We start from the raw sequence: 25,571 nt of genomic DNA, 5'->3' as shown, positions 1-25,571 counted from the left end.
ATCTATGACTCCCAAGGCTGTACTGGTCGGCATGCCCGGTTCGGGCAAGTCGACGATCGGTCGGCGGTTGGCGAAGGCGCTGCAGGTGCCGATGCTCGACACCGACGCCAAGATCGTCGAGACCACCGGTCGCAGCATCGCCGACATCTTTGCCGAAGGTGAACCGGTGTTCCGCAAGATCGAAGCCGACGTCATCCGCGATGCGCTCGCCGAACACGACGGCGTCGTCTCGCTGGGCGGTGGCGCGGTGACCACCCCGGAGGTGCGCGAAGCGCTCGTCGGCCACACCGTCGTCTACCTGGAAATCAGTGCGGCAGAAGGTGTTCGGCGTACCGCGGGCGGCGGCCGTCCGCTGCTCGCCGGCGACGACCCGGGCACCAAGTACCGCGAGCTGATGGCGCAGCGCGTGCCGCTGTTCCGGCAGGTCGCTACGCTCCGCGTGAACACCAACCGACGCAATCCCGGTGCCGTGGTACGCCACATCGTGCACCGGCTCGAGCAGCCGCGCTGCGACGAGCACTCCCGGCGCCGCCGTCGTTCGGCGTGGCGCCGGCTGCCCACGGTCCTGAACCCCGGACCGACCACCGAGGCCCCGCCGAGCCCTGCGGCACTGGCCAAACGTTTGAAAGGCTCGCAATGACTGAACCCGTCGTCGTCGAGGTGAACGTCGACCGGCCCTATCCGGTGATCATCGGAACCGGGCTGCTCGGTGACCTCGGCCGGGTCCTGCAGGGACGGCACCGCGTCGCGATCCTGCACCAGCCGGTACTGACCCAGACCGCCGAAGCGATTCGTAGTTACCTGGCGGACAACGGAATCGACGCGCACCGCATCGAGATCCCGGACGCCGAGGCGGGCAAGGAACTGCCCGTCGTCGGCTTCATCTGGGAAGTGTTGGGGCGCATCGGAATCGACCGCAAGGACGCCGTCGTCAGCCTGGGCGGCGGCGCGGCCACCGACGTCGCCGGGTTCGCCGCGGCGACCTGGCTGCGGGGCGTGGACATCGTGCACGTGCCGACGACGCTGCTCGGCATGGTCGACGCCGCGGTCGGCGGCAAGACCGGTATCAACACCGACGCCGGCAAGAACCTCGTCGGCGCCTTCCACCAGCCACTGGCGGTGCTGGTCGACCTCGCGACGCTGGAATCGTTGCCGCGCAACGAGATCATCGCCGGCATGGCCGAGGTCGTGAAGGCCGGCTTCATCGCCGACCCGGTGATCCTGGACATGATCGAGGCCGATCCGGAGGCCGCTCTGGATCCGACCGGTACGGTGCTGCCCGAACTCATCCGCCGGGCCATCGCCGTCAAGGCCGAGGTGGTCGCCGCCGACGAGAAGGAATCGGCACTGCGCGAAATCCTCAACTACGGCCACACCCTGGCGCACGCCATCGAACGGCGCGAGCGCTACCAGTGGCGCCACGGCGCCGCGGTGTCGGTGGGCCTGGTGTTCGCCGCCGAGCTCGGCCGGCTCGCCGGTCGCCTCGACGACGACACCGCTGATCGCCACCGCCGGGTGCTCACCGCGCTGGGCCTGCCGGTCAGCTACGACGGCGACGCCTTCCCGCAGCTGCTCGAGTCGATGGCGGGGGACAAGAAGACCCGTTCGGGCGTCCTGCGTTTCGTGGTGCTCGACGGGCTGGCCAAGCCGGGCCGGCTCGAGGGGCCGGACCCGTCGCTGTTGGCGGCGGCCTATTCAGTGGTGGCGAAGGACTGATCTGGTTCCTGAACGCCAACTGGCATGGTGGTCGCGAGTTGTTCCGGACCACCATGCCGACGGCGTTCAGTAGACGGGATTGAAAAAGTCGGTACCGCCGACCGGGCATTCAACCTTGGCTTTCCACGTCGTGCCCGTCTGAACGCCCGGGAACCACAGGTCGTGGCTTTGATTTGCCTGGAGCTGGAACGGAACCTTGTACACCGGCAACGGCTTGACCACCTTCCAGCCGAACCACGGTTCGGCGGAGTAGAAGCACAGGCCTTCACTTCCGGTCGAGGTGATGTGGACCGTGACACCCGCTGCGTCACTTGCCGTATCGAGCACAGACAGGGCCTGCGCGGTTCCTGTGCCGAGGAACATCACTGCCGGGGCGGCCAGGGCGGCGGCTGCCGCGCCAAGGGTGGCGGTGACGGACTTCGTGCGATTGCTCTTGGTGTTCATGGTGTGCTCGTCTTTCCAGGTTTGCGGCTCTGGTTGAGCCGCTCTCACCGGTAAGAGGAGTTACGCCGCGCGAGTCTGACACTTTTCCGCGAAGGACTTGCCGCAGAGCAGACCAGCAAAAAAACGCGGCCAGTCGAGATGACCGGCCGCGATTATTGTGTGGGTGCCTAGGACTGCTCGTCGTTCTTGTCGGCGGCGACAGCGGCGAAGACGTCGGTGTCGGCGCGCTCACCCTCACCGGCGTGGTCGTGCTTCGGCGGCGGCGGGGCGTGGCGGTCGACCAAGTAGCGGCCGAGCGATACGCCGCAGACGCCACCCACGAAGACGATCAGCGCGGTGAACGCGGCGAACGTGGTGACCTCGGCGGCCAGCGCGTCGACGTAGATGTTGTCGTAGACCTGTCCGATGAGCCAGGCGACGAAGCCGCTCACGACGCCGGCGAACAGGCCGCCGACCAGCCATGCCATGGCCAGGTCCTCGCGGCGGTCGGGGTCGGGCTGCGCCTTCGCGTCGTTCTGTCCGTCGAACACGCCCCAGGCGAATGCGGCGATGACGTACAGCACGACCAGCGTGATGCTGATCATCAGAGACTGTTTTTCCCAGGCCCCGATCATCGCGCCTTGCAGCAATCGGACGATCACCATCAACGCCGCAAAGACGATTCCGCGCAGCAACCACTTACTCATGAGCAGACAGCGTAGCGAGTAGCGTCACATATCGTGACAATTTCCCACCGGCGCCACATTCTGCGTCGCCAGCTGGCGGCCGCCGAGCTGGATGCGATCCTGGTAACCGACCTGGTCAACGTGCGTTATCTGTCCGGATTCACCGGATCCAACGCAGCCCTGCTGATTCCCATTGACCAGGACAAAGACGGGGACACCTTTGTCCTCGCCACCGACGGGCGGTACCGGACGCAGGCCGCACAGCAGGCCCCCGACGCGCAGATCGTCATCGAGCGGGCGTGCGCACCGCAATTGGTGCGCGCCGCCGAAGCCGCCGGCGTGAAGCGGCTCGGCTTCGAAAGCCACGTCATGACGGTCGACGCCCATGCGGCACTGCAACGCGTCAGCGGGGACATCGAGCTGGTCCGCGCGCCCGGCATGGTCGAGTCACTGCGAGAGGTCAAGGACGCCGGCGAGATCGCGATTCTGCGGCTGGCCTGCGAGGCCGCCGACGCCGCGCTCAAGGACCTGATCGAATCCGGCGGGCTGCGGGCCGGCCGCACCGAGAAGGAGGTCGGCCGCGAGCTGGAAGCGCGGATGCTCGACCACGGTGCCGACGGGCCGTCGTTCGAGACCATCGTCGCGACGGGCGCCAACTCGGCGATCCCGCACCACCGCCCTACCGACGCGGTGCTGGCGGCCGGCGACTTCGTGAAGATCGACTTCGGCGCGCTGGTCGAGGGCTACCACTCGGACATGACCCGCACCTTCGTGCTGGCGCCCGTGGCGCAGTGGCAGCGCGACATCTACGACCTGGTCGCGACGTCGCAGCGCGCGGGCCGGGAGGCGCTGGTGCCAGGTACCACGTTGTCGGCCGTGGATCGGGCGTCGCGGCAGGTCATCACCGATGCCGGCTACGGCGAGCAGTTCTCCCACGGGCTCGGGCACGGGGTCGGGCTGCAGATTCACGAAGCGCCGGGAATCAACTCCGCCGCCGCCGGTACACTGCTTGCTGGCTCTGTGGTAACCGTGGAGCCCGGTGTCTACCTGCCCGGCCGGGGCGGCGTCCGGATCGAGGACACGCTGGTCGTGGGCAGCGATACGACACACACACCTGAGTTGCTTACCCGGTTCCCCAAGGAACTGGCCATCCTCTGACGACAGAGAGCTAGGAGCAGTACCGACCGTGGCATCTACCGCCGACTTCAAGAATGGTCTTGTCCTCAACATCGAGGGCCAGCTGTGGCAGATCACCGAGTTCCAGCACGTCAAGCCCGGCAAGGGCCCGGCCTTCGTGCGCACCAAGCTCAAGAATGTGCTGACGGGCAAGGTCGTCGACAAGACGTTCAACGCCGGCGTGAAGGTGGAGACCGCGACCGTCGACCGTCGTGACGCCACCTACCTGTACCGCGACGGCAGCGACTTCGTCTTCATGGATGCCGAGGACTTCGAGCAGCACCCGCTGTCGGAGGCCCTGGTGGGCAACGCCGCCGGCTTCCTGCTGGAGAACCTGCAGGTGCAGATCGCGTTCCACAACGGCGCACCGCTGTACCTGGAACTGCCCGTCAGCATCGACATCGTCGTCGCACACACCGAGCCGGGCCTGCAGGGCGACCGCTCGAACGCCGGCACCAAGCCGGCCACCCTGGAGACCGGCGCCGAGATCCAGGTCCCGCTGTTCATCAACATCGGCGACAAGCTGAAGGTGGACACCCGCGACAGCAGCTACATCAGTCGGGTCAATGCCTGACCGTCGTTCCGACAAGGGTCGGCACCAGGCGCGCAAGCGCGCCGTCGACCTGCTGTTCGAGGCCGAGGCCCGCGGGATCACCGCGGCCGAGGGTGCGAAGCTGCGCAACACCATCGCCGCGAGCGACCCCGAGGTCTCCGCGCTGAACCCGTACACGGTGACCGTTGCCGACGGTGTCACCGAGCACGCGGCGCACATCGACGACCTGATCTCCGCGCACCTGCAGGGCTGGACGCTCGAGCGGCTGCCCGCGGTGGACCGGGCGATCCTGCGCGTCGCGGTGTGGGAGCTGCTGCACGCGACGGACGTGCCCGAGCCGGTGGCCGTCGACGAGGCGGTCGAGCTGGCGAAGACGCTGTCCACCGATGAGTCACCCGGTTTCGTCAACGGTGTGCTCGGCCAGGTGATGCTGGTGACGCCGCAGATTCGGGCGGCGGCCGCGGCAGTGCGGGGCGAGTAGCAGTGGACGAACCGCAGGATTGGGCGCCGTACTCGAGTGTCGAGGACGCGGCGAAGGTCTACCTGCGGGATCCGGAGCTGGCGCTCGAACAGCTCCGCTCTGTGGTCGATTTCCGGTCGATCAAGTCCTTCATCATGTCGCGCGGCGCGTCCGAGGAGTCCTGGGGCGACGCCGTGTGGCAGGAGGTCGTCCTCACCGACGGTGAGCGGCTGATCATGTGGCGGGCCGACGACGACGCCAGCGGCGAGGACGAACACCTGCGCCGGACGTTGGACACCTCGGTGCGGACCATCCTGCTGTCCACCATCACCGACCACATCCTGACCACCCAGTTCGAAGTGCTGGCCGACGGCACGCGGCGACTGGCCGAGGTCCGGCTGCGGATGTACACGCAGCTGATCACCCGCAGCCGGGAGAAGTCCGCGATCGACACCGATTTCTTCTGCGAGTCGTTCCGGTACACGAAGTCCGTCGACGACGGCGGCCTGGCCCAGATGCAGCGGTTGCTGCAGTTCGGCCGGGAGCTTTCACACGCGCTCTAGCCCGGCCGGAAGTGGTCGCGTGCCTGTTGGGTCTGATCACTACTCATCGAGCGTGGGGGATGACGTGACAATTCTGCGAATTTTCCTCGTCAACCCACACGCTCGGCGTAGCAGTCGCTCTCCCGGACACTGGGACCATTCGTGACCTACGTCTCAGTAACACCGTTACAGTCGAAACATGGGAACCCGGCCGAGAGTGATCGCCGAAGTCGGCGAAGACGGACTGCACCTGCACGCCTGCTGCCTGTGTGAAGCCATGTGCGGCTTGGAGATTCAGGTGGCCGACGGCAAGGTCGCCGGCATTCGGCCGAACAAGGCCGACGAGTGGAGCGCGGGACATATCTGCCCCAAGGGCGCCTCCCTGGGTGCGCTGCACGAGGACCCGGACCGGATTCGCCGGCCGATGATCAAGGTCGACGGCCAGTGGCACGAAGTCGACTGGGACACCGCGTTCCGCCGCTGCACCGAACTGCTGGCGCCGGTCATCGAGAAGCACGGCATCGGCGCGGTCGCCGCGTACACGGGAAACCCACTGGCGCACTCGTTTTCGCTGTCGCGGTACGCCGCGATCCTGCTCGGCCTGTCCGGCATGCCGATCACCTATTCGCCCGGCACCATCGACCAGTGGCCGAAGAACCTGTCGTCGCACCTGATGTACGGCAGCTGGTGGGCCTTCCCGACCCCGGACCTGCAGCGCACCGACCTACTCGTGGTGATGGGCGCCAACCCCGCGGCCTCGCAGGGATCGCTGTTGGCCGCTCCCGACATCATGGGCATCATCGGCGGAATCCGGAAGCGCGGCAAGGTGATCGTCATCGACCCCGTCCGCACGCAGACCGCCGCCAAGGCCGACGAGTGGCTACCGATCACCCCGGGCACCGACGCGGCACTGCTGCTGGGCGTCATCCACGCGGTGTTCGACGAAGGGCTGGTGAACCTCGGCCAACTCGAGCAGCACCTCGACGGGGTACCCGAACTGCAGCGGGCCGTGGCCGACTGGTCGCCCGAAAGAGTCTCTGCCGCAACAGGTATCGAGGCAGCACGAATTCGGGAACTGGCACGCGAGCTGGCCGGCACGCCCCGCGCGGTCGTCTACGGCCGGATCGGCACCTGCAACCAGGAATTCGGCAGCCTCGCCAGCTGGCTGATCGACGTCGTCAACATCGTCACCGGACACTTCGACGTTCCCGGCGGCGCGATGTTCGCCACCCCGACCGCCTGGACCGTCACCAGCCAGACCATCCCGGGCCTGGAGGACGGGGCCGCCAACTTCGGCCGCTACCAGACCCGGGTCCGCGGCGCCAAGGAAGTGCTGGGCCAGGTACCGGTCTCGTGCATGCTCGAAGAGATCACCACACCGGGCGAGGGTCAGCTCAAGGCCCTGATCACGGTGGCGGGCAACCCCGTGCTGTCGACGCCGGGCGGCGACAAACTCGACGAGGCGCTGTCGCAGCTGGACGCGATGATCTCGGTGGACCTGTGGCTCAACGAGACCACCCGGCATGCCGACGTGATCCTGCCCGGCCCGTCGGCACTCGAGCAGGCGCACTCCGCGGACCTGCTGCTGGGCGCGGCCATCAACAGCTTCGCCCGGTACTCGCCGCCGGTGTTCCATCGCGAGGACCCCGATGCGCCGGAGGAGTGGGAGATTCTGATCCGGCTCACCGGGCTGTGCACCGGCACCCCGGCCGAAGACGTCGACATCGCCGCGCTGGACGACGGCTGGTTCGACTACCTGTGCTTCACCCAGGGGCTCGACGGCGCCGAGATCCGCAAGAAGTACGACCGCGGCGGCCCGGAGCGCATGCTCGACCTGACTCTGCGGACCGCCGCGTTCGGCGACCGGTACGGCGAGAACCCCGACGGGCTGACGCTCGAGAAGCTCAAGGCCCACCCGGACGGCATCAACTACGGCCCGATGGTGCCGCGGGTGCCCGAGGTGCTGGGTACCGCCGACCAGAAGATCCGGCTCGCGCCGCAGTATCTGCTCGACGACCTGCCGCGGCTGGCCGCGCGGCTCGAGCGTGCCGACGACGAGCTGGTCCTGGTGAGCCGGCGGCATCTGCGGTCCAACAACTCCTGGCTGCACAACGTCGGTGCGCTGATGAAGGGCCGCGACCGCTGCACGCTGCTGATGCACAGCCGCGACGCCGCCGAGCGGGGCATCGTCGACGGTGACGACGCCGAAGTCGCCTCTGGTGCCGGGAAGATCGTCGTGCCCGTCGAGGTGACCGACGCGATCAAGCCGGGTGTGGTGTCCATGCCGCACGGCTGGGGGCACGGACAGCCGGGCACTCGGCTGGGTATCGCCAACGCGTCGCCCGGCGTGAACACCAACATCCTGTCGCTGCCGGACTTCATCGACGAGCCGTCGGGTAACGGTGCGCTCAACGGGATTCCGGTGACGGTGAGCCGTACCTGATGTCCGCGAGATAGGCGAAATGCCGTCAATTGGTCAGGTCGACGCGGATCGTGAGCAGGTTCGTCCCGAACGTGCGCACCCCGGCGCTGTTGAACTGTGGCAGCTCGTGCAATCGGGCGCGAGGATCGTCGTCGGGCATCAGGTGCGCTGTCCCGCTGTGCCATCGGCCGCGCAGCCGCACCCGAACAGCAGGCAGCGCCTGGATGTTCTTGACGTATTGGGACTTTTCGCCGAACTCCGAGACAAACCAGAATTGATCGCCGATCAGGCTGCCGCCCAGGGGAGTACGGCGGGGCTGACCAGACTTGCGTCCGGTCGTCTCCAGCAGTGTTTGGCTCGGTAGGCGTTTCATTATCGGGTTCCCCACCCGTCGCTGAAATGACTTGGTGATGCGGTCACGTACGACGCTGGCCATCGATTTCCTTTCACGCTGAATGGGCGTTGTCACAAGCTCATTGAATTTTCCGATGACACGAGTTGCAGCCGTGCCAACGTTTTTCACGTGGAGAGGCCGGCCGCAGCCCTCCTGCTGCCCAGTCGTGCTGGCAGTCGGGTGAATCCGTGCAGATTGACCAGACCGCGCCGTTGCGGCGGTGCGGTTAGCTGCAGGTCTGGGAAGGCTTCGAATAGTGCGCGGAGGGCGGTCGCGCCTTCGATTCGTGCCAGCGCCGCGCCGAGGCAGGCATGTATGCCAGATGCGAACGCCAGGTGGTCGCGTGCGTTCGGGCGTGTGATGTCGAAGCTGTCGGGGTTCGGGAAGACGTTTGGGTCCCGGTTCGCGCCGCCGATGAGCAATGCGACCATGTCGCCGGCAGCAATATGCTGTCCACCGATTTCGACGTCGCAGTTGGCGGTGCGTGAGGTCATCTGGACGGGGCTGTCGATTCGAAGTATCTCCTCGACGGCGGAGGGCCAGAGGTCGGGGTTGTCGCGCAATAGTGCCAGCTGATCGGGGTGTTGGAGCAGCAAGACGATGCCGTTTCCGATCAGGTTGACCGTGGTTTCAAAACCTGCACCGATGATGAGCGCAGCGTTGGCGGTGAGCTCGCGATCGGTCAGAGAGCCGTCCGAGGCCAGTCGGCTGAACGGGTTGTTGCTCGGTTCATCGGCGCGCAGTTGGCGGAAGTGCTCACGAAGATAGGGCTCGACGTCGCGCAAGCCGTCGATGGCGCCCCGGTAGGTGTGCCATGCGATTCCGATATCCAAGAGCGGAGCGCCGCTGCGGCCCCAGCCCAACATGAGTGAATGGGTGTCGGAGGGCAGATCGAGGATCTCGGCGATGATCGCGACCGGCAGCTGCGCGGCGAAATCGGCGATGAGATCGGGGCAGGGGATGCCGGAGATCTGGTCTATCAGTTCTTGAGTCACCTCGCCGACCCGTGCGGAGAGCGTGTCGATCGCGCGGGGAGTGAAACTGTGGGTCACCAGCTGTCGATAGCGAGTGTGATCGGGTGGATCTACGATCACCATCGCCGGGGGTTCTACGGGATTGGCCACTCTGGGGTCGGTTCTGGAAAGCAGTGAGCGCAGTGGTCCCGGGAAGTCGACTTCGGTGGTTGCCGATACGCCGAACCGCCTGTCGCGCAGCGTTTCTCGGCACACAGCATGATCGGCACTCACCCACACGAATGGCGTGCGCACCAGCGGTCCCTGCGTCCTGATCGCTTCGATCAACGCATAGCGGCTGCCACCATCGCGATTGCCGAGCAAGCGGGCCAGGGGCTCGCCGCGGCGAGCCTGAACCGCGAAGAATGCCCGCGGCAAACCGTGCATCGCTACCCACCGCGCCCACAGACCGAAACCCATGAGAATCCCCTTCATCGAACGATAATTCCGCTAACATGAGGCGGCTGAGACAATGAGACGAAAATCGTCTCGCTAGTTTCGAGGGCAACGGTACGACGGCTGAGGCCGAGAGGCAAGGGAGATTTCAATGGCGCTGTCTCGGGCGGCGGAATTCATCCGGCGAATTGCGGCACCCGACCCGGCTACTGTGGCGCAGCTCGACAACCCGGACGAGATCACCACGCGCATCCTGCACGCCGGGCTTGAACAGGCAGAATTGGTCGGGTTGCGGCGCACCACCATGGACGACGTCGCCCGCCGTAGTGGTGTCGGCCGCGCAACCCTCTATCGGCGCTTCCCGACCAAAGCGGCCCTGACCGACGCCATAGTGCTGGCCGAAGCGCGGCGCTTCCTGGAGGGCAGCGCACTGGCCCGTTCGAACGCGAGCACGCTCGAAGACCACGTGGTCTACGGCACCCTGTTCACGGTGACATTCCTGCGCGAACATCGGCTACTCAGGCAGCTACTGCGCACTGAGCCCGAAACGCTTCTGGAGAGTCTGACCATCGACGCCGGCGCCATCATTGATTTCGCTGTCGAATACTCCATTGAGTGGATGCGGCCAGAACTCTACGGCGAGAAGAAGACGACGCCTGCACAGGAGCGCCACCTACGAACAGTCGCAGAGCTGCAGACACGCCTCACGTTGTCTTTCATGGTGACCCCCCACACCAGCATCGACCTCGCCACCGCCGACGACACGCGAACGTACGTACGCAACTACCTCCTGCCGATGATGACAGCGCCCAACTAGCTGGCTGACACTGCGGAATGCGAGTCACGGTGCGACCGGGTTTCGATTCATCGAGATTCGAACTGCCGCAGGTTTTCGAGGTGGCGCAATGGTCGTTGAGGCCCCGATTTGTGCAGGTCATGGGCGTACCGGGGCGGCGCAATGCGGGTACCGTCGAGCCACCCTATTCGCGGGGGCAGACCTGACACCTGCAGGTCCCTACGGTCAACCGCATGCCCACGTCGTCCCCGTCGCTTTGCTCGCCCCAGCCGACCGATCCGACCCCGCTGCGCCGGCGCGCCGACCGCGCCCGGCAGGTGGCCGACGTGCTGCGACATCAGGTGCGCGACGGGGTCTACTCGGACGGTCTGCCCGGCGAGGCCGAGCTGGTCGCCGAGTTCTCGGTATCCCGCAACACGGTGCGCGAAGCCCTGGCGATCCTCAAGGCCGAAGGGCTGATCGACCGGGGGCCGCGAGTCGGCACCCACGTGGCCCAGCGCAAGTACGATCACGGGCTGCACGCGCTGGTCGGTCTGAAGGAGACCTTCAAGGACTTCGGCGAGGTCCGCAACGAGGTCCGCGCCGCGACGCAGCTGCCGGCGCCCGCGGCGGTGGCGCGCCGGCTGCAGCTGGGTCCCGGTGAGCCCGTCGTCTTCATCGAGCGACTGCGCTACCTGGGCGACCTGCCGCTGAGCCTGGATCTGACATACCTGGCGCCCGACATCGGCGCCGCGGTGCTCGAGCACTCGCTGGAGACCAACGACGTGTTCGCGTTGATCGAGCAGGTCACCGCACAGCGGCTGGGCACGGCGGACATTGCGCTGGAAGCAGTTTCGGCCGATCCACACACCGCGGCCACCCTGGACATCCCGGCCGGGGGAGCGATTCTGATGCTCGAACGGCTCACCACGCTCGACGACGGGCGCCCCGTCGACCTCGAATACATCCGACTGCGTGGTGACCGAATCACCATGCGCGGCAACCTGTTACGGAGTGAATCATGACGCTGGTCAATAACCAACGAGTCGATGTCCCGGTGACGATCGACGAGTCGCTCTGCATCGAGGGCTGCACCCTGTGCGTCGACATCTGCCCGCTGGATTCGCTGGCCATCAACCCCGACAACGGTAAGGCCTACATGCACGTCGACGAGTGTTGGTACTGCGGGCCGTGCGCCGCACGCTGCCCAACCGGCGCTGTCTCCGTCAACATGCCCTACCTCATCCGCTAAGGACTCCAGCCCAATGACAAGCAAGCATCTCGCCCGGTTTTCCGCCCTGGCCGCCAGCGTCGTGCTGGCCGCCACCGGCTGCTCGGTCGATTCGGCCGGCAAGGACGACAACGTCGTCAATGTGGTCGTCGGCTACCAGTCCAAGACCATCAACACCGTCACCGCAGGGACATTGCTTCGTGCGCAAGGCTATTTGGAACATCGGCTCAGTGACATTTCTGCCAAGACCGGCAAGAAGTACCACGTCGAATGGCAGGACTACGACACCGGCGCACCGATCACCGCCCAGATGGTCGCCGAGAAGATCGACATCGGATCGATGGGCGACTACCCGATGCTGATCAACGGGTCCAAGACCCAGAGCAACGAACGCGCCAAGACCGAGCTGGTGTCGGTGACCGGGTCCAGCCCCACCGGATCGCTGAACATGGTTGTGGTGTCCCCGGATTCGCCGGTGCAGTCGCTGAATGAGCTGGCCGGCCAGAAGGTCTCGGCCAGCGTCGGCTCGGCCGGTCACGGCACGCTGGTCCGGGCGCTGTCGAAGATCGGCATCGACCCGAAGACCGGCGTCGAGGTGCTCAACCAGCAGCCGCAGATCGGCGCGTCGGCACTGGAATCCGGCCAGGTCAAGGCCCTTTCGCAGTTCGTCGCCTGGCCGGGACTGCTGGTCTTCCAGAACAAGGCGCGGCTGCTGTACGACGGGGCCGAGCTGAACTACCCGACCTGGCACGGCGTCGTGGTGCGACGGGCCTACGCCGGCGCGCATCCCGAGGTGCTCGACGCCTTCCTGCAGGCGCAGCTCGACGCCACCGACTTCCTCAACACCAAACCGCTCGAGGCCTCGCGCATCGTCGCGCAGGGCAGCGGCTTGCCACAGGAAGTCGTGTATCTGTACAACGGCCCCGGCGGCACCCGGTTCGACACCACGCTGAAGCCATCGCTCGTGGATGCGCTGAAAGGCGATGTGCCGTACCTGAAGTCGATCGGTGACTTCGCCGACCTGGACGTCGCCAAGTTCGTCGAGGACGGACCCTTGCGCAAGGCGCTGTCCGAGCGGGGCCGCGACTACAACGCCGAGGTCGCCCGCACCGCGAATCCGTCGGTGGTGCACGGTACCGACCCGGTGTGCAACATCGCGGCCGACAACCCGGCACTGGCCGGTGAGCTGTGGCTGGACGGTTCGGACACCACGCAGCCGGCGGCCAACCCGACCTGCTTGCTGAAGGCGATCCGTGCGGCCGAGGCCAAGGGCGCCAAGGTGCGTGCCGCCTACGTGCCGGACGCCGAATTCGGAACCCGTTGGCTGGCAGACAAACCCGTGTGGGTGCAGCAGGGTGCGGAGTTCGTCCCGTTCGACACCGCCGCCGGCGCGCACCGCTACCAGGCGGCCCATCCCGGTTCGTCGGTGGTGACGTACCAGCAGGCTCTGGTCGGTGCGGCATGACGGCGATAGCCGGCGGCGTCGAAGCGGCGGTGTCATTGCCTGCCCGCACTGCCGAGGCTGAGGTGGCGCGGCGGCGGGTTCCGGCCACCTGGCGCAGTTACGCCATCAAGGCGCTGTCGGTCGCTGTGGCCGTGGGCATCTGGCAGCTGCTCACCGCGGGCCACGTCCGGTTCTGGCTGCGGTTCGACAACCTGCCGACCGTGACTCAGATCGCCGCCAAGTTCGTCGCGTCCGTGGGCACCGGCCAGTACTGGCTGGACCTGACTCAGTCGGTGATCCGGATCGTCAGCGGCTTCGGACTGGCCGCGGTGGTCGGCGCCGGGGTCGGGATCGCGCTCGGCCGGTCTCGGCTGTTCGCCGACATCGTCGGACCATTGACCGAGCTGGCCCGGCCGATCCCGGCCATCGCGCTGGTCCCGGTGGCCATCCTGCTGTTCCCGACCGACGAGGCCGGCATCGTATTCATCACGTTCCTGGCGGCGTTCTTCCCGATCATGGTGAGCACCCGGCACGCGGTGCGAGCATTGCCGACGCTGTGGGAGGACTCGGTGCGCACCCTCGGCGGTTCGCGCTGGGATGTGTTGCGGCAGGTCGTGTTTCCGGGTGTGCTGCCCGGGCTGTTCGGCGGATTGTCGGTCGGTATGGGTGTGGCCTGGATCTGCGTGGTGTCCGCGGAGATGATCTCCGGCCGGCTCGGTGTCGGCTACCGCACCTGGCAGGCCTACACCGTGCTGGATTACCCGAGCGTCTTCGTCGGAATCATCACCATCGGAGCCCTGGGCTTCGGCACGTCGGCCGCGGTGGAACTGATCGGCCGGCGGCTGACGCGCTGGCTGCCGCGTGGTGAGGAGAACGCGCGATGACCGCCGTGGTGACCGAGCCCAGGATTGCGGGCCTGCGCCTCGAACTCGACCGAATCCGACTGTCCTACACCGGCGAGCCGGTCGTGGACGGGCTGAGCCTGACGGTGCAGCCGGGAGAGATCCTGGTGCTGACCGGGCCGTCGGGCTGCGGCAAGTCGACGGTGTTGCGGGCGCTGGCCGGGCTGCTGAAGCCCGATGCGGGGCGGGTCCTCGCGGACGGCGCGCTCGTGACCACCACGTCGCGGGACCGCGGCATGGTGTTCCAGGACAGTGCGTTGTTGCCTTGGCGCACAGTGCGATCCAACATCGAGCTGGCGCTGCAGCTGCGCGGTGTGCCGCGTACCGGCCGCCGCGAACGTGCCGAACGCTGGATCGACGAGGTCGGGCTCACCGGGTTCGCCGACTTCCTGCCGAAGAGCCTGTCCGGCGGCATGCGCCAGCGGGTCCAGCTGGCCCGTGGACTGGCCGGGGCGCCGCGAGCCGTCCTGATGGACGAGCCGTTCGGTGCGCTCGACGCCAAGACCCGGAATGCCATGCAGCACCTGCTGATCGACACCTGGCAGGCCCATCCGACCACCGTCGTATTCGTCACGCATGACGTCGATGAAGCCCTCGCCCTGGGTGACCGGGTGGCTGTCCTCGGCCGCGCCGGGCAGCCGCTGCGCGCGCTGCTCGACGTTCCCAGTCCCCGTGATGCCGATGTTGCCCGCACCGAGCTGCGGGCCGAAATCCTTGGAGCACTACACCAATGAGCACCCTCGAGGTCCCCGACCTCGCCACTCCCGTCCGCCTGGACTGTGACGTTCTGGTGATCGGCGGCGGCACCGCCGGCACCATGGCCGCGCTGACCGCCGCCGAGAACGGCGCCCAGGTGCTGCTGCTGGAGAAGGCCCACGTACGGCACTCCGGTGCACTGGCCATGGGCATGGACGGCGTCAACAACGCCGTCGTCCCGGGCAAGGCCACCCCGGAGGATTACGTCGCCGAGATCACCCGGGCCAACGACGGAATCGTCAACCAGCGCACCATCTATCAGACCGCGACCCGCGGCTTCGCCATGGTGCAGCGGCTGGAACGCTACGGCGTCAAGTTCGAGAAGGACGAGCACGGCGAGTACGCGGTGCGCCGGGTGCACCGCTCGGGTTCGTACGTGCTGCCGATGCCCGAGGGCAAGGACGTCAAGAAGGCGCTGTACCGCGTGCTGCGGCAGCGGTCGATGCGCGAGAAGATCCAGATCGAGAACCGGCTGATGCCGGTGCGCGTACTGGTGCAGGACGGCAGGGCGGTCGGGGCTGCTGCTCTCAACACGCGCACAGGCGAATTCGTGACGGTCGGGGCCAAGGCCGTCATCCTCGCGACCGGAGCCAGCGGCCGGTTGGGCCTGCCGGCCTCGGGATATCTGTACGGCACCTACGAAAACCCCTGCAACGCCGGTGACGGCTACTCGATGGCTTATCACGCCGGGGCGGAACTGTCGGGCATCGAGTGCTTCCAGGTGAACCCGCTGATCAAGGACTACAACGGACCCGCCTGCGCTTACGTCGCCAATCCTTTTGGCGGATACCAGGTGAACGCGCTGGGGGAGCGGTTCGTCGACTCCGACTACTGGTCGGGCCAGATGATGTCCGAGGTCAAGAGCGAGATCGAATCGGCCCGCGGTCCGATCTATCTCAAGGTCACCCACCTGCCGGACGAGACCATCACCGCGATGGAGAACATCCTGCACACCACCGAACGCCCGACGCGCGGCACGTTCCACGCCAACCGCGGCCACGACTACCGCACCCACGACATCGAGATGCACATCTCCGAGATCGGTTTGTGCAGTGGGCATTCGGCGTCCGGGGTGTGGGTCGACGAGCACGCCCGTACCACCGTGCCGGGGCTCTACGCGGCCGGTGACATGGCGTGCGTCCCGCACAATTACATGATCGGAGCGTTCGTCTACGGTGACCTGGCCGGGGAGCACGCCGCGTCCACGCTCGCGGACGTCGACGCACCCGTGGAGCTTCCGCAGGATCAGCTGGCCGAGGCGCATGAGCTGATCTACCGTCCGCTGCGGCATCCGGACGGCCCGCCGCAGCCGCAGGTCGAGTACAAGCTGCGCCGCTTCGTCAACGACTATGTGGCCCCGCCCAAGACGGCGACCAAGTTGTCCATCGCCGTGCGCACGTTCGAGCGGATGGCCGAGGAGATCGAGCAGATGGGCGCCCGCACCCCGCACGAGCTGATGCGGACGGTCGAGGTGTCGTTCATCCGGGACTGCGCCGAGATGGCGGCCCGGTCGTCGTTGACGCGCACCGAATCGCGGTGGGGTCTGTACCACGATCGCGCAGACATCCCCGAGCGCGACGACGAGCAGTGGCGTTATCACCTGAACCTGCGCAAGGACGCGAACGGGGAGATGGAGTTCCTGAAGCGGCCGGTGGCACCGTATTTCGTGCCGGTGCCCGATCTGGACCACCTGCCGTCGGACCACGCGGTGCAGCACGTGCACCAGCCGGACCTGGTCGGCGGCAAGGCGCCGGCGACCGCCGGATCGCGCCTGCGGCCCACTGAACCGGCGACGCCGCCGTCGCCGCGGATCGCACAGGTGATCGCGCTGGAGGAACCGGCGCTCGACGATCTGGCGGGGTTCCTGCAGGACACCGACGCGGGTGTTCGCCGAGCCGCTGTCGCGGTGCTGGTGGAAAACCTGCCGGACGGCTACCAGCCGCCGCTCGTCGCTGCCCTCGGCGACGACGACGGCGCGGTGCGGGCCACCGCGGCCGGTGCCTTGCGAGAACTGGTCGAGATGGTGCCCGACCCGGCGGCAATTGCCCCGTACCTGGCCTCCGCTGACCCGGTGGTGCGGGCGGTGACGCTGTACGTGCTGAGTTCGCGCCGCGCTGGTGCGGCCCCCGATTACCGTGCCGCCGTGACGGATTCGGACCATCGCGTGCGCATCGAAGCGGTGCGGGCGGTGGTCTCGGTCGATGACGTCGACGGAGTCGCCGCGGCTGCGGCCGACGACAACCGTGAGGTGCGGATCGCCGCGGGCAACGGGCTGGCGACGCTGCGGTCCGGCGCCGACACCGTGCGGGAGTTGCTGGCCGACCGGGACCCGCTGGTGCGTGCGGCAGCGCTCGCCGCCCTGGCCGCCGTCGGCTGCGCCGAGCAGGATGTGCCGGAAGTGCAACGCGCCCTGCGGGAATCAGCGTGGCAGATTCGTCAGGGCGCGGTGCGGGCACTGTCCGGCGCGGCGCCGGCGGTCGCGGTCGAACCGCTGTCGCAGGCGCTGCACGACCCACACTTGGACGTGCGCAAGGCCGCGGTGCTCAGCCTGACTCGGTGGGCCGACTCCGAGGAGGCTGCCCGGACCGCGCTCGGTATCGCGCTGGAAGACGGCGATGCCGACGTGCGGGCCTACGCCCGGCACGCGCTGGCGAGCTCCTGAATCCGGGCGAACGGCCGCTCGGCCTCCAGCAGGAAGGCCAGCTCGAGCAGGGTGCGCTCATCCCCGTAGGCGCCGGACAGCTGGACGCCGACGGGTAGGCCGTCGGGGGACCGGTGCAGCGGCAGCGAGATCGCCGGGGTGCCCGCGATGTTGTTGAGCGGGGTGTACGCGACATACCGGCGCAGTCGGTCGATGAGCTCGGGGAAGTCCACCGTCGGCGCGAGGTGGCCGATGCGGGGCGTGGTGTGCGAAAGCACCGGCGAGAGCACGACTTCGTGCCGCGCGAACATCCGCGCGTACTGGTCGGCGATGCCGCGCAGCCGCAGCAGCGCGCCCGGGGTGCGGTGCAGATTCCGGCGGTGATGCGCGCGCAGCCCCAGGCTCAGGCCGTCGGCCTTGGCAGCGTCGAAGGACCGGTCCAGGATCAACCGGCCGGTGCCGACCGCGAGATCGGCCAACAGTGCCCAGTATTGGACGAAGTCGTCGGCGAACTGGGCGGTGACGGGCAGCGAGATCGGCTCGACGACGTGGCCGGCGGCCTCCAGCAGCGCCGCGGTGTCTTCGACGGCTGCGCGGGTGGCGTCGTCGACCGATTCGCCGGTGACGCTGTCGAACAGCACGCCGACGCGAAGGGTGCGCTGTGCCGGTCCGCTCACCCGGCCGATCGGCGCCAGTTTCGGGTTGCGCCAATGGTTCTCGCAGGCGGCGAGGTACGCCGCGGTGTCGCGGACGCTGCGGGTCAGGACACCCTCGGAGATCATGTTGATCGGCAGGTGGCCGGCCTGCTCACCGTCGCGGTGCCGGCCCCGGCTCGGCTTGAGCCCGACCAGGCCCGCGCAGGCGGCGGGAATGCGGATGGAACCGCCGCCGTCATTGGCGTGCGCGATGGGCACGACGCCCGCGGCGACCAGGGCAGCCGAGCCGCCCGACGAGGCACCGACGGAGTATTCGGTGTGCCACGGGTTCCGGACGGGCTTCTCGGTCATGTATTCCGTGGTGGCGTTGAAACCGAATTCGGGCATTCGGGTCTTGCCCATCAGCGTCATGCCGGTGCTGAGCAACTGTGTCGTGTAGGCGCCGTCCTTCTTCGCGGGCCGGGCCGTGAACGCCTCCGAGCCGTGCGTGGTCGGCAGGCCGGCGACGTCGGTGTTGTCTTTGATGAACGTTGGGACACCGAAGAATTCGGCGTTCGGGTCGGTGCTGTGCCGCGGCGGCGTCTCGCACGCCACGGCCTGCAGTTCGGGGTTGACGAGCCGGGCGCGGGCCGTGGCGGCGGCGGCCAGTTCATCCGGGCTGACCTGCATGCCGCGAACCAACTGGGCCAGGGCGACGGCGTCGTGGTCGCCGAGCGCGTCATCACCGAAGGCGTGGATCGTTGTCATGGGTGGTCTCACTCTCCGAGTACTTGTTGTAGGTAGTCGTTGGCGAAAGTCCGGCTGGGATCGAGCTTTTCGCGGACCGCGAGGAAGTCGTCGAACCGGGGATAGCTGTCTCGCAGGTCCGCCGCGGTGCGGCCATGCATCTTGCCCCAGTGCGGTCGCCCGTCGTAGCGGCGCATGATCTGCTCGACGGCGGCGAAGTACTCGGTCGGGTCGTCACGTACGTAGCGGTGCACCGCGAGGTACGCACTGCGGCGCCCATACGCGGTGGACAACCAGTTCTCGTCGGCGGCGGCTGCCCGGACCTCGATGGGAAAGCCGATGCGCCAGCCCCGTTCGGCGATCAGGCTGCGCACCTCGTCGAACGCGGCGCCCACCGACTCATAGGGGACGGCGTACTCCATCTCGCGGAACCGCACCCGCCGCGGTGAGGTGAAGACGCGGTCGGAGCGCTGCGTGTGCTCACGGTCGGACAGGAACCGGGTGACGGTGCGGTTCAGCATGGGCACGGCGGCCGGCAGTGCGCTGCCCACCGCGCAGATCGCACCCAGCACACCGTTCTCCACCACTTCCTCCTCGATCCACTGCGAGACCCGGTTGGTGGGCTCGAGCTGGGTGTAGGCGGGCAGCCGGATGTTGGCCTTGGTGAACGCGACGTCGGTGTGCGGGAACCAGAAGAATTCGAAATGGTCTGTCTGCGTGCAGCGTTCATCGAACGCGGCGACGACGTCATCGACCGGTTCGACGCGTTCGATGGCGTGGATCGCAAAACCGGGGACGCACTGCAGCGTCACCTCGACGATGATCCCCAGCGCGCCCAGGCCGACCCGGGCGGCCGGCAGCAATTCGCTGCCCTGCTCCTGATCGATCCGGACCAGCTCGCCGGTGCCCGAGACCAGGGTCAGCCCCACCACCTGGGTTGCCAGGCCACCGAAGGTCAGACCGGTGCCGTGGGTGCCGGTCGAGATGGCTCCCGAGATGGTCTGGCGGTCGATATCGCCCATGTTCTCGAGTGCGAGTCCATGCGTCGCCAGCAGTTGCGTCAGCTGCCACAGCGGTGTCCCGCCGCCGACGGTGACCTGCTTGCGGTCCCGGTCGACGCCGATGACACCGGCCAGAGCGCCCAGGTCCATTTGAATATCGGGCGCGACGGCGATGCCGGTGAAGCTGTGCCCGGAGCCGACCACCTTGACCCGGCGGCCGGCCGCGCCGGCGCGGGTGACGGCGTCGCACACCTCCGTGGCGGTGGTGGGCCGCAGCACCTCCGTCGGCTGCGCGGTCTCGCACCGACCCCAGTTCGTCCACTGCTGCCCGCTCATAGGAACGTCTGCCCTTCGCCTCGGTAGGTGAGCGCCGCGCCGACGGTTTCTCCGTTGTCGACCAACAAGAATCGGTCGACGTGCTCGCTGAGCTCACCGGCCTTGCAGTGCCGGAACCACACGCGGTCGCCGACTTTCAGTGCGGCGGCGGCCTTTCCGGTGACCGGCGTCTGCACCTCCCCGGCCATCTCGGCCGGCAGCAGACTCAGCCCGCGCGGCCAGACCGGCAGCGGTACCCGATCCCGGGCCGGCGGTCCGGACGCGATCCAGCCGCCGCCGAGCACCGTCGCAATCTGCGGTGTCGGCTTGCGCACCACGGACAGCGCGAACGCGGCAGCCGGCGCGGGTGTGAACCCGCGGTACGTGTCGAACAGGTGTGGGCCGAAAAGACCACTGCCGGCCGCGATTTCGGTGACCGCGGGATCCGAGGCGGTGAACTCGATCGATCCGGTACCGCCGCCGTTGACGAACTCCAGATCCGTCACCTGCCGGACCGCGGCCACTGCCAGACCGCGACGTTCGAGCAGTTCGTCCTTGGAACGTCGCTGCATCCAGCGGACCAACTGCGACCGTGCGGCCTGGCCCCGGACATCGTCACCGACCCCGGCGATCTGAGCTTCGTAGGACATGAGGCCGACCAGCGAGAAGCCCGGGCGGGCCGCGATGGCCGCGGCCAGGGTGCGGGCCTGAGCGGCGGTGTGGACGGGGGAGCGGCGCACCCCGAGATGCCCGAGCGCGGGTGCCTGCCATGAGGCGTCCAGATCCAGGCAGACCCGCAGCGCGGGCCGCGCCGCCGGTGCGGCGACGTCGTCGATCAGATCGAGTTGGGCCGGGTCGTCGACCATGAGTGTCACCCGTGCCGCCAACTCCGGCGACGACGCCAAGCGGGCGATCGCGGCGCGGTCAGCAGTCGGGTAGCCGACGACGACGTCGTCGTGCTGCGGGTGCTCGTCGTCGCCCTGGGCCAGCCACAGCGCTTCGGGCAACGTGAAGGCCAGCACGCCCGCATAGCCGTCGAGGGCTGTGACGGCGTCCAGGATCGCCCGCGACCGAACTGATTTGGACGCCACCCGGATCGGTGTCCCCGCCGCGCGGCGGCGCAGGTCGTGGACGTTGTGGTGCAGCGCACCGAGATCGATGGCCGCGAGCGGCGGGTCCAGATGTGCAGTCGCCGCCGTCAATGCCGGCCAATACGTGTCGGAACGCGCCCACGACCCCTCGACAGAGGGCGGCTTCGACAGATCGACCGGCAGTGACGTGACCATGGATCGGGAGCTAACCGCATGTCGGTGGGTGCGCACGAGGGCATCGGTGACCACAATGGGGGGAAAACCGGACACGTGTAGGAGGTGAGGTGGGTCAGGAAAGCGCGGCGTTGATCCCGACGTCGGTGCTCGTCAACGTCGTCGACGTCGCCGACCGGGCGGGCCTGCCCACCGACCGGTGGCTCGCGACGACCGGCCTGTCCGCAGAGACGCTCAATGCCCCCGATGCCCGGGTCTCCTTCCGGCAGGCGGCGCACGTCCTGCGTCATGCGGTGCGTGCCATGCCGGACCGGGGTCTCGGGATCGAGGTGGGGTCGCGGGACATGTTCTTGTCGTTCGGGGTGCTGGGCCTGGCCATTCGCTCCGCGGAGAACCTCCGCGCCGCAATGGAAGTCGGCGTCGAACTGCAACTGGCCGCCGGCGGCCTGATGGACGTTGCCGCCGAACGGGTCGGTGAGACCTTCGCGCTGCGGGCCTATGAGCGCCATCCGGAACCGGAGCTGCTGCCCTTCCTGTGCGAGGAGCTGTTCTGCAGCGTCGTGGTGACCGTCAGGACCGTGCTGGAGTTGCCACGGCTGGCGCCCGCGTACGTCCAGGTCAGTTACCCGCCGCCCGCGTACGCGCAGCGGTACCGCGAATTCTTCGGTTGCCCCGTCCTGTTCAACGCCGATGCCAACCGGGTGGCGCTCCCGGACGCACTCTGGACCCGACGTCTACCCCGCGCTGATCCGGCGACGCACGCGGTCGCGGTGGCCGCCTGCCGGGACATGGTGGCCGGGGGTGAGCAGCCCAATGACGTGGTGCAGACGGTCGAAACGATGTTGCGCGACAGCGTGCGCGATCCGCTGACCATGGCTCAGGTCGCCAAGCGGCTGGGCGTCACGGAACGCACCCTGCGCCGTCGCCTGAGCGCCGGCGGGCAGCAGTTCATCGCGTTGCGCGACAAGGTGCGCAGTGAACGGGCGCGCTACCTGGTCCGGGAGACGTCGATGCCCATTCACGCCATCGCCACCGAAGTCGGGTTCACCGACCCGCGGGAATTCCGCCGGGCGTACATCAAATGGACCGGGCATCCGCCGACGCACGACCGGACGACCACCTAGGCCGGTTGATAATCCGGCAGGTCGATCGACTCGGCAGTGGAGAACCACTTGCGGCCGGCGTACAGGCGCAGCGGCCAGCGCTGCACCCATTTCATGGCGGACGCGGCCCCGGCGATCTGGCGTTCGGACATCGGCGCGTACCCGTCGAGTCCGCCGGGCAGGGCCTGGCACCGGTCGACGTACGGTCGCATGACCGTCTCGTATCGCCGCAGCGCCGCCTCGATGCCGGCTGCGTCGAGCGTCGCGGCCGGCCCGAGTTCTCCGGCCAGCACGTAGGCGCCAACGAGGGCCAGGCTCGTGCCCATGCCGGACAGTGGCGACGCGCAGTAGCCGGCGTCACCGCACAGCGTGACCGGGCCCGCCGACCAGGTGTCCATGTGCACCTGGACGAAATCGTCGAAATAGAAATCTTCGGATTGCTCTGCGGCCCTGAGTAATTCGTCGCAGTACCAGCCGGCGTCGCGGAACCGTTCGGTCAGCAGTGCACGCTGCGCGTCCGGGTCTCGGCGGTCGTATTCGAGTGGTTCGGACCGGAACGCCAAGCCGGCCTTGGCTGTCGCCGCGTCATGCGCCGGCCGCAGTGACGCGTTGAGCCCGCCGGCGGCCTGGAACATCAGGAACCAGCCATCCAGGCCGATCATGTCCGGTGCGGTGAACCAGGCGTTGTAGCCGCCCAACCGCCGGATGAACTGCTCTTCCGGTCCGAATGCCAACTGCCGCACCGCGGAATGCGGGCCGTCGGCCCCGACGACCAGGTCGGCCCGGATCACGTCGCCATCGGTCAGCGTGGCCCGGACACCGTCGTCGTCCTGTTCGATCGCGGAAATCCGCGTGCCGAATCGATACTCCGCCGACTCGCGGGTGGCCTGGTAGAGCACATCGGTGAGGTCGCCGCGCAGGATCTCGAGTGCGGAGACGATGCCATTGCCGTCGAAGGCCTCGACCGGCATCTCCGCGCGCCGAGTGCCGTCGGAACGCACCCAGGCGATGCCGCGCTGAAACAGGCAGCGTTCGGTCATCGCCGTCAACAGGCCCATCCGGGCGACGACGTCACGGCCGGCGCCCCGCAGGTCGACCGTCTGCCCGCCCGGGCGGATGGCCGGAGCCGCCTCGACGATCACCACCCGGTAGCCGTTGCCGGCCAGCCAGTGGGCCAGTGCAGGGCCGGCGATCCCGGCGCCGCTGATCAGTACGGTCGGCTGGGTCACAGCGAAAGCCTATGGCATGTGGCCCATCCCGGCATTCACAGCACGCTCTAATCGATGACTCTTAGGCTGGCCCCATGGCGGACATCGACCGGCGCACAGTTCTCAAGGGCACAGCGGCGGCAGCGGGGGTGGCCGCGGCGGGAGTGGGCGGCTACCAGCTGTTGTCCCGCGCGGGCCGCGAGCATTCGGCGGGCAGGCCCAACATCCTGGTGGTCATCGTGGACCAGATGCGCGCGCCCCAATGGTTTCCCGATGCGAAACGGCTCGGCGAACTGCTGCCCAACCTGGACCGGCTCCGGCAGCGCAGCGTGTCCTTCGAGCGGCACTACTCGGCATCCAACATGTGCACGCCGTCGCGCGGCGTCCTGACCACGGGGCTCTACTCGCACCAGACGGGGTGCCTGTACACCGGTGAGGGACCCACCGAGTCCACGTTGGCGCCCCGCTTCCCGACCTGGGGCACCATGCTGCGCGAGCAGGGTTACCGGACGTGGTGGTGGGGCAAGTGGCACCTGGGTCACGTTTCCGACACCACCCCGGACGGCCTTGACGCACACGGTTTTTCGGGTGGCACGTATCCGTCGCCCAACGGTGGCCCGAACCAGGGCCTGCAGGTCGACCACACCATCGTCGACCAGTTCGACGGCTGGTTCGCCGACCACGCCGGCAGCGGCCCGTGGTGCACCACGGTGTCCCTGGTGAATCCGCACGACATCTGCTGGTGGCCGAGAAACCCACTGCCGGACGATGTTCCGCACGTGTTCTCCGGGATGCCGGTCAACTTCGAGACGCCCGAGGACATGCGCCGCCGCGGTAAGCCGCAGTTGCAGATCGACTACATGAACTTCATGTCGCCGCTGATGACCGGCCCGGTGCCGTATTCGGGTCCGGAGATGGCGGCGCAGTGGACCCGGTGCCTCGACAACTATCTGTGGCTGCATCAGCAGGTGGATGTCCAGATCGGCCGGGTGCTGGACACCCTGGCGTCGCGCCCCGACGTGGAGCGCGACACCGTGGTGGTGTTCACCTCGGACCACGGCGAGTACGCCGGCTCGCACGGCCTGCGCGGCAAGGGCGCGGCGATCTACGAAGAGTCGATCCGGGTGCCGCTGTACGTGCACGACCCCGCCGGCCACCTGACCCCCAAACCAGGGGAGCGCCGCGGCCAGCTGACCTCCAGTGTGGACATCGCTCCGCTGCTGCTGACCGTCGCCACCGGCGGCAACGGCTGGCGTTCGGACAGCCGCTTCAGCTACCTGCAGGCGCGGAGTGACATCGCCGCCATCGCCGCGAATCCCGGTGCGGCGGGCCGCCGTTGGGTCGCGCACGCCACCGACGACATGTCCGTGGAAGAAATGGCGGCACTGATGAAATCGCCTGCGGTGCAGAAGATGATGGGTGGCGGGCCGATATCGACTGAGATTCCGACGTCGGCGCCCAGCCACATCGTCGCGGTCCGGACGCCCGACGCGAAGTTCGGCCGCTACTCGTACTGGCAGCCCGGCGGCATGGAGACCGATCGCACCCGCAAGATCGACTACGAGCTCTACGACTACGAGTCACCCTCGGGCGCGCAGGAACTCGACAACCAGGCGGGTCGCAGCGGCAAGCAGGCCAAGCTGCAGGGGCTGCTCGACAACGAGGTGCTGCCCGAGCTGCGGGCACCGCTGCCGGCCTGGATGCACGATGCCCAGGAGCAGGGCATGGCCGACATGCACCGGCTCACCGTCGCCCGGGCGGGCTGAC

At 67.9% G+C, this 25,571-nt stretch carries 24 protein-coding genes; 16 read left to right on the top strand and 8 right to left on the bottom strand.

From position 1 onward, the window contains the following. Positions 1-4 precede the first annotated feature (4 nt). On the top strand, positions 5-640 hold the full coding sequence (locus A7G45_RS18055; protein ID WP_260939140.1) for a shikimate kinase: 636 nt from the start codon (positions 5-7) through the stop codon (positions 638-640). Then, entirely contained in the window at positions 637-1,716 is a 1,080-nt protein-coding gene (gene aroB / locus A7G45_RS18050; RefSeq protein WP_260939137.1) for a 3-dehydroquinate synthase, read from the top strand. Before A7G45_RS18055 ends, aroB begins: the two co-directional genes overlap by 4 nt. A 66-nt stretch (positions 1,717-1,782) precedes the next feature. Here aroB and A7G45_RS18045 read toward each other — a convergent pair whose 3' ends face one another. Together A7G45_RS18045 and A7G45_RS18040 are read right to left on the bottom strand one after the other, a co-directional pair. Beyond that, a complete protein-coding gene (locus A7G45_RS18045; RefSeq protein WP_260939134.1) occupies positions 1,783-2,160 on the bottom strand; it encodes a hypothetical protein in 378 nt (125 codons plus the stop codon). A gap of 167 nt (positions 2,161-2,327) precedes the next feature. Next, positions 2,328-2,846, bottom strand: a complete 519-nt coding sequence (locus A7G45_RS18040) for a B-4DMT family transporter (protein WP_071287303.1) — start codon at positions 2,844-2,846, stop codon at positions 2,328-2,330. 33 nt (positions 2,847-2,879) lie between these two features. Between A7G45_RS18040 and A7G45_RS18035 the strand changes: the two genes are divergently transcribed. The 5 genes from A7G45_RS18035 (at position 2,880) to A7G45_RS18015 (ending at position 7,999) form a co-directional block, all read left to right on the top strand. After that, positions 2,880-3,983: a M24 family metallopeptidase gene (locus tag A7G45_RS18035; protein WP_071287304.1), complete on the top strand. Its 1,104-nt coding sequence runs from the start codon at positions 2,880-2,882 to the stop codon at positions 3,981-3,983. A gap of 28 nt (positions 3,984-4,011) precedes the next feature. Next, complete coding sequence (gene efp, locus A7G45_RS18030) at positions 4,012-4,575, top strand: elongation factor P (protein ID WP_071287305.1); 564 nt, start codon at positions 4,012-4,014, stop codon at positions 4,573-4,575. After that, positions 4,568-5,035 carry a transcription antitermination factor NusB gene (nusB, locus tag A7G45_RS18025; protein ID WP_260939131.1) on the top strand — a complete coding sequence of 156 codons (468 nt, stop codon included), beginning with the start codon at positions 4,568-4,570 and terminating at the stop codon, positions 5,033-5,035. The genes efp and nusB overlap by 8 nt, the downstream gene beginning before the upstream one ends. 2 nt (positions 5,036-5,037) lie before the next feature. Beyond that, positions 5,038-5,577, top strand: a complete 540-nt coding sequence (locus A7G45_RS18020) for a hypothetical protein (protein ID WP_260939129.1) — start codon at positions 5,038-5,040, stop codon at positions 5,575-5,577. A 178-nt stretch (positions 5,578-5,755) separates the two neighbouring features. After that, entirely contained in the window at positions 5,756-7,999 is a 2,244-nt protein-coding gene (locus tag A7G45_RS18015) for a molybdopterin-dependent oxidoreductase (RefSeq protein ID WP_260939125.1), read from the top strand. A 25-nt stretch (positions 8,000-8,024) separates the two neighbouring features. Here A7G45_RS18015 and A7G45_RS18010 read toward each other — a convergent pair whose 3' ends face one another. Continuing rightward, the gene (locus A7G45_RS18010; protein WP_260939123.1) at positions 8,025-8,414 is read right to left on the bottom strand and encodes a nitroreductase/quinone reductase family protein; all 390 of its coding nucleotides are present in this window, start codon (positions 8,412-8,414) and stop codon (positions 8,025-8,027) included. Positions 8,415-8,497: 83 nt separating this feature from the next. Next, complete coding sequence (locus A7G45_RS18005) at positions 8,498-9,805, bottom strand: cytochrome P450 (protein ID WP_260939787.1); 1,308 nt, start codon at positions 9,803-9,805, stop codon at positions 8,498-8,500. Positions 9,806-9,932: 127 nt separating this feature from the next. Between A7G45_RS18005 and A7G45_RS18000 the strand changes: the two genes are divergently transcribed. The 7 genes from A7G45_RS18000 to A7G45_RS17970 all read left to right on the top strand — a co-directional run bounded on the left by A7G45_RS18000 (position 9,933) and on the right by A7G45_RS17970 (position 17,551). After that, a complete protein-coding gene (locus tag A7G45_RS18000) occupies positions 9,933-10,598 on the top strand; it encodes a TetR/AcrR family transcriptional regulator (RefSeq protein ID WP_276555267.1) in 666 nt (221 codons plus the stop codon). Positions 10,599-10,810: 212 nt separating this feature from the next. Continuing rightward, positions 10,811-11,581, top strand: coding sequence for a GntR family transcriptional regulator (locus A7G45_RS17995; protein WP_260939118.1), 771 nt, complete (start codon positions 10,811-10,813; stop codon positions 11,579-11,581). Next, on the top strand, positions 11,578-11,808 hold the full coding sequence (locus A7G45_RS17990; RefSeq protein ID WP_260939115.1) for a 4Fe-4S dicluster domain-containing protein: 231 nt from the start codon (positions 11,578-11,580) through the stop codon (positions 11,806-11,808). The genes A7G45_RS17995 and A7G45_RS17990 overlap by 4 nt, the downstream gene beginning before the upstream one ends. Before the next feature lie 13 nt (positions 11,809-11,821). Beyond that, positions 11,822-13,252 carry an ABC transporter substrate-binding protein gene (locus tag A7G45_RS17985; RefSeq protein ID WP_260939113.1) on the top strand — a complete coding sequence of 477 codons (1,431 nt, stop codon included), beginning with the start codon at positions 11,822-11,824 and terminating at the stop codon, positions 13,250-13,252. Further along, positions 13,249-14,115: an ABC transporter permease gene (locus tag A7G45_RS17980; RefSeq protein ID WP_260939111.1), complete on the top strand. Its 867-nt coding sequence runs from the start codon at positions 13,249-13,251 to the stop codon at positions 14,113-14,115. Before A7G45_RS17985 ends, A7G45_RS17980 begins: the two co-directional genes overlap by 4 nt. Continuing rightward, positions 14,112-14,867 carry an ABC transporter ATP-binding protein gene (locus tag A7G45_RS17975; protein WP_260939108.1) on the top strand — a complete coding sequence of 252 codons (756 nt, stop codon included), beginning with the start codon at positions 14,112-14,114 and terminating at the stop codon, positions 14,865-14,867. The genes A7G45_RS17980 and A7G45_RS17975 overlap by 4 nt, the downstream gene beginning before the upstream one ends. Next, positions 14,864-17,551: a fumarate reductase/succinate dehydrogenase flavoprotein subunit gene (locus tag A7G45_RS17970; RefSeq protein WP_260939106.1), complete on the top strand. Its 2,688-nt coding sequence runs from the start codon at positions 14,864-14,866 to the stop codon at positions 17,549-17,551. The genes A7G45_RS17975 and A7G45_RS17970 overlap by 4 nt, the downstream gene beginning before the upstream one ends. Here the strand turns inward: A7G45_RS17970 and A7G45_RS17965 are convergent. The 3 genes from A7G45_RS17965 to A7G45_RS17955 are packed head-to-tail and all read right to left on the bottom strand — an operon-like array spanning position 17,521 to position 21,514. Beyond that, positions 17,521-18,933: an amidase gene (locus tag A7G45_RS17965; RefSeq protein ID WP_260939104.1), complete on the bottom strand. Its 1,413-nt coding sequence runs from the start codon at positions 18,931-18,933 to the stop codon at positions 17,521-17,523. The genes A7G45_RS17970 and A7G45_RS17965 overlap by 31 nt on opposite strands. An 8-nt stretch (positions 18,934-18,941) precedes the next feature. Next, positions 18,942-20,249: an FAD-linked oxidoreductase, L-gulonolactone oxidase family gene (locus A7G45_RS17960; RefSeq protein ID WP_260939101.1), complete on the bottom strand. Its 1,308-nt coding sequence runs from the start codon at positions 20,247-20,249 to the stop codon at positions 18,942-18,944. Continuing rightward, complete coding sequence (locus A7G45_RS17955; RefSeq protein WP_260939098.1) at positions 20,246-21,514, bottom strand: alanine racemase; 1,269 nt, start codon at positions 21,512-21,514, stop codon at positions 20,246-20,248. The genes A7G45_RS17960 and A7G45_RS17955 overlap by 4 nt, the downstream gene beginning before the upstream one ends. A gap of 89 nt (positions 21,515-21,603) precedes the next feature. Here A7G45_RS17955 and A7G45_RS17950 point away from each other — a divergent pair, with 89 nt between their 5' ends. After that, on the top strand, positions 21,604-22,617 hold the full coding sequence (locus tag A7G45_RS17950) for an AraC family transcriptional regulator (RefSeq protein WP_260939096.1): 1,014 nt from the start codon (positions 21,604-21,606) through the stop codon (positions 22,615-22,617). Here the strand turns inward: A7G45_RS17950 and A7G45_RS17945 are convergent. After that, the gene (locus tag A7G45_RS17945) at positions 22,614-23,825 is read right to left on the bottom strand and encodes an FAD-dependent monooxygenase (protein ID WP_260939094.1); all 1,212 of its coding nucleotides are present in this window, start codon (positions 23,823-23,825) and stop codon (positions 22,614-22,616) included. The two genes, A7G45_RS17950 and A7G45_RS17945, sit on opposite strands and share 4 nt — an antisense overlap. Positions 23,826-23,899: 74 nt before the next feature. Here A7G45_RS17945 and A7G45_RS17940 point away from each other — a divergent pair, with 74 nt between their 5' ends. Then, positions 23,900-25,570 (top strand): sulfatase-like hydrolase/transferase, encoded by a 1,671-nt coding sequence (locus A7G45_RS17940; protein ID WP_260939093.1) that lies wholly within the window; start codon positions 23,900-23,902, stop codon positions 25,568-25,570. Position 25,571: the final 1 nt, after the last annotated feature.

Source organism: Mycolicibacterium llatzerense (assembly GCF_025331195.1).
GTDB classification, from domain to species: Bacteria; Actinomycetota; Actinomycetes; order Mycobacteriales; family Mycobacteriaceae; genus Mycobacterium; species Mycobacterium llatzerense.
The sequence above is the reverse complement of the archived record's forward strand: the minus strand, read 5'-3'. Positions and strand labels throughout refer to the sequence as shown.

What these genes read in the sequence shown, in the direction of transcription:
- aroB (WP_260939137.1), top strand. Translation starts at nt 637, where the DNA reads ATGACTGAACCCGTCGTCGTCGAGGTGAACGTCGACCGGCCCTATCCG.
- A7G45_RS17995 (WP_260939118.1), top strand. Translation starts at nt 10,811, where the DNA reads ATGCCCACGTCGTCCCCGTCGCTTTGCTCGCCCCAGCCGACCGATCCG.
- A7G45_RS18000 (WP_276555267.1), top strand. Translation starts at nt 9,933, where the DNA reads ATGGCGCTGTCTCGGGCGGCGGAATTCATCCGGCGAATTGCGGCACCC.
- A7G45_RS17980 (WP_260939111.1), top strand. Translation starts at nt 13,249, where the DNA reads ATGACGGCGATAGCCGGCGGCGTCGAAGCGGCGGTGTCATTGCCTGCC.
- A7G45_RS17975 (WP_260939108.1), top strand. Translation starts at nt 14,112, where the DNA reads ATGACCGCCGTGGTGACCGAGCCCAGGATTGCGGGCCTGCGCCTCGAA.
- A7G45_RS17940 (WP_260939093.1), top strand. Translation starts at nt 23,900, where the DNA reads ATGGCGGACATCGACCGGCGCACAGTTCTCAAGGGCACAGCGGCGGCA.
- A7G45_RS18005 (WP_260939787.1), bottom strand. Translation starts at nt 9,805, where the DNA reads ATGGGTTTCGGTCTGTGGGCGCGGTGGGTAGCGATGCACGGTTTGCCG.
- A7G45_RS18010 (WP_260939123.1), bottom strand. Translation starts at nt 8,414, where the DNA reads ATGGCCAGCGTCGTACGTGACCGCATCACCAAGTCATTTCAGCGACGG.
- A7G45_RS18045 (WP_260939134.1), bottom strand. Translation starts at nt 2,160, where the DNA reads ATGAACACCAAGAGCAATCGCACGAAGTCCGTCACCGCCACCCTTGGC.
- A7G45_RS18040 (WP_071287303.1), bottom strand. Translation starts at nt 2,846, where the DNA reads ATGAGTAAGTGGTTGCTGCGCGGAATCGTCTTTGCGGCGTTGATGGTG.
- A7G45_RS17970 (WP_260939106.1), top strand. Translation starts at nt 14,864, where the DNA reads ATGAGCACCCTCGAGGTCCCCGACCTCGCCACTCCCGTCCGCCTGGAC.
- A7G45_RS17955 (WP_260939098.1), bottom strand. Translation starts at nt 21,514, where the DNA reads ATGGTCACGTCACTGCCGGTCGATCTGTCGAAGCCGCCCTCTGTCGAG.
- A7G45_RS17985 (WP_260939113.1), top strand. Translation starts at nt 11,822, where the DNA reads ATGACAAGCAAGCATCTCGCCCGGTTTTCCGCCCTGGCCGCCAGCGTC.
- A7G45_RS17965 (WP_260939104.1), bottom strand. Translation starts at nt 18,933, where the DNA reads ATGACAACGATCCACGCCTTCGGTGATGACGCGCTCGGCGACCACGAC.
- A7G45_RS17990 (WP_260939115.1), top strand. Translation starts at nt 11,578, where the DNA reads ATGACGCTGGTCAATAACCAACGAGTCGATGTCCCGGTGACGATCGAC.
- A7G45_RS18055 (WP_260939140.1), top strand. Translation starts at nt 5, where the DNA reads ATGACTCCCAAGGCTGTACTGGTCGGCATGCCCGGTTCGGGCAAGTCG.
- A7G45_RS17960 (WP_260939101.1), bottom strand. Translation starts at nt 20,249, where the DNA reads ATGAGCGGGCAGCAGTGGACGAACTGGGGTCGGTGCGAGACCGCGCAG.
- nusB (WP_260939131.1), top strand. Translation starts at nt 4,568, where the DNA reads ATGCCTGACCGTCGTTCCGACAAGGGTCGGCACCAGGCGCGCAAGCGC.
- A7G45_RS18015 (WP_260939125.1), top strand. Translation starts at nt 5,756, where the DNA reads ATGGGAACCCGGCCGAGAGTGATCGCCGAAGTCGGCGAAGACGGACTG.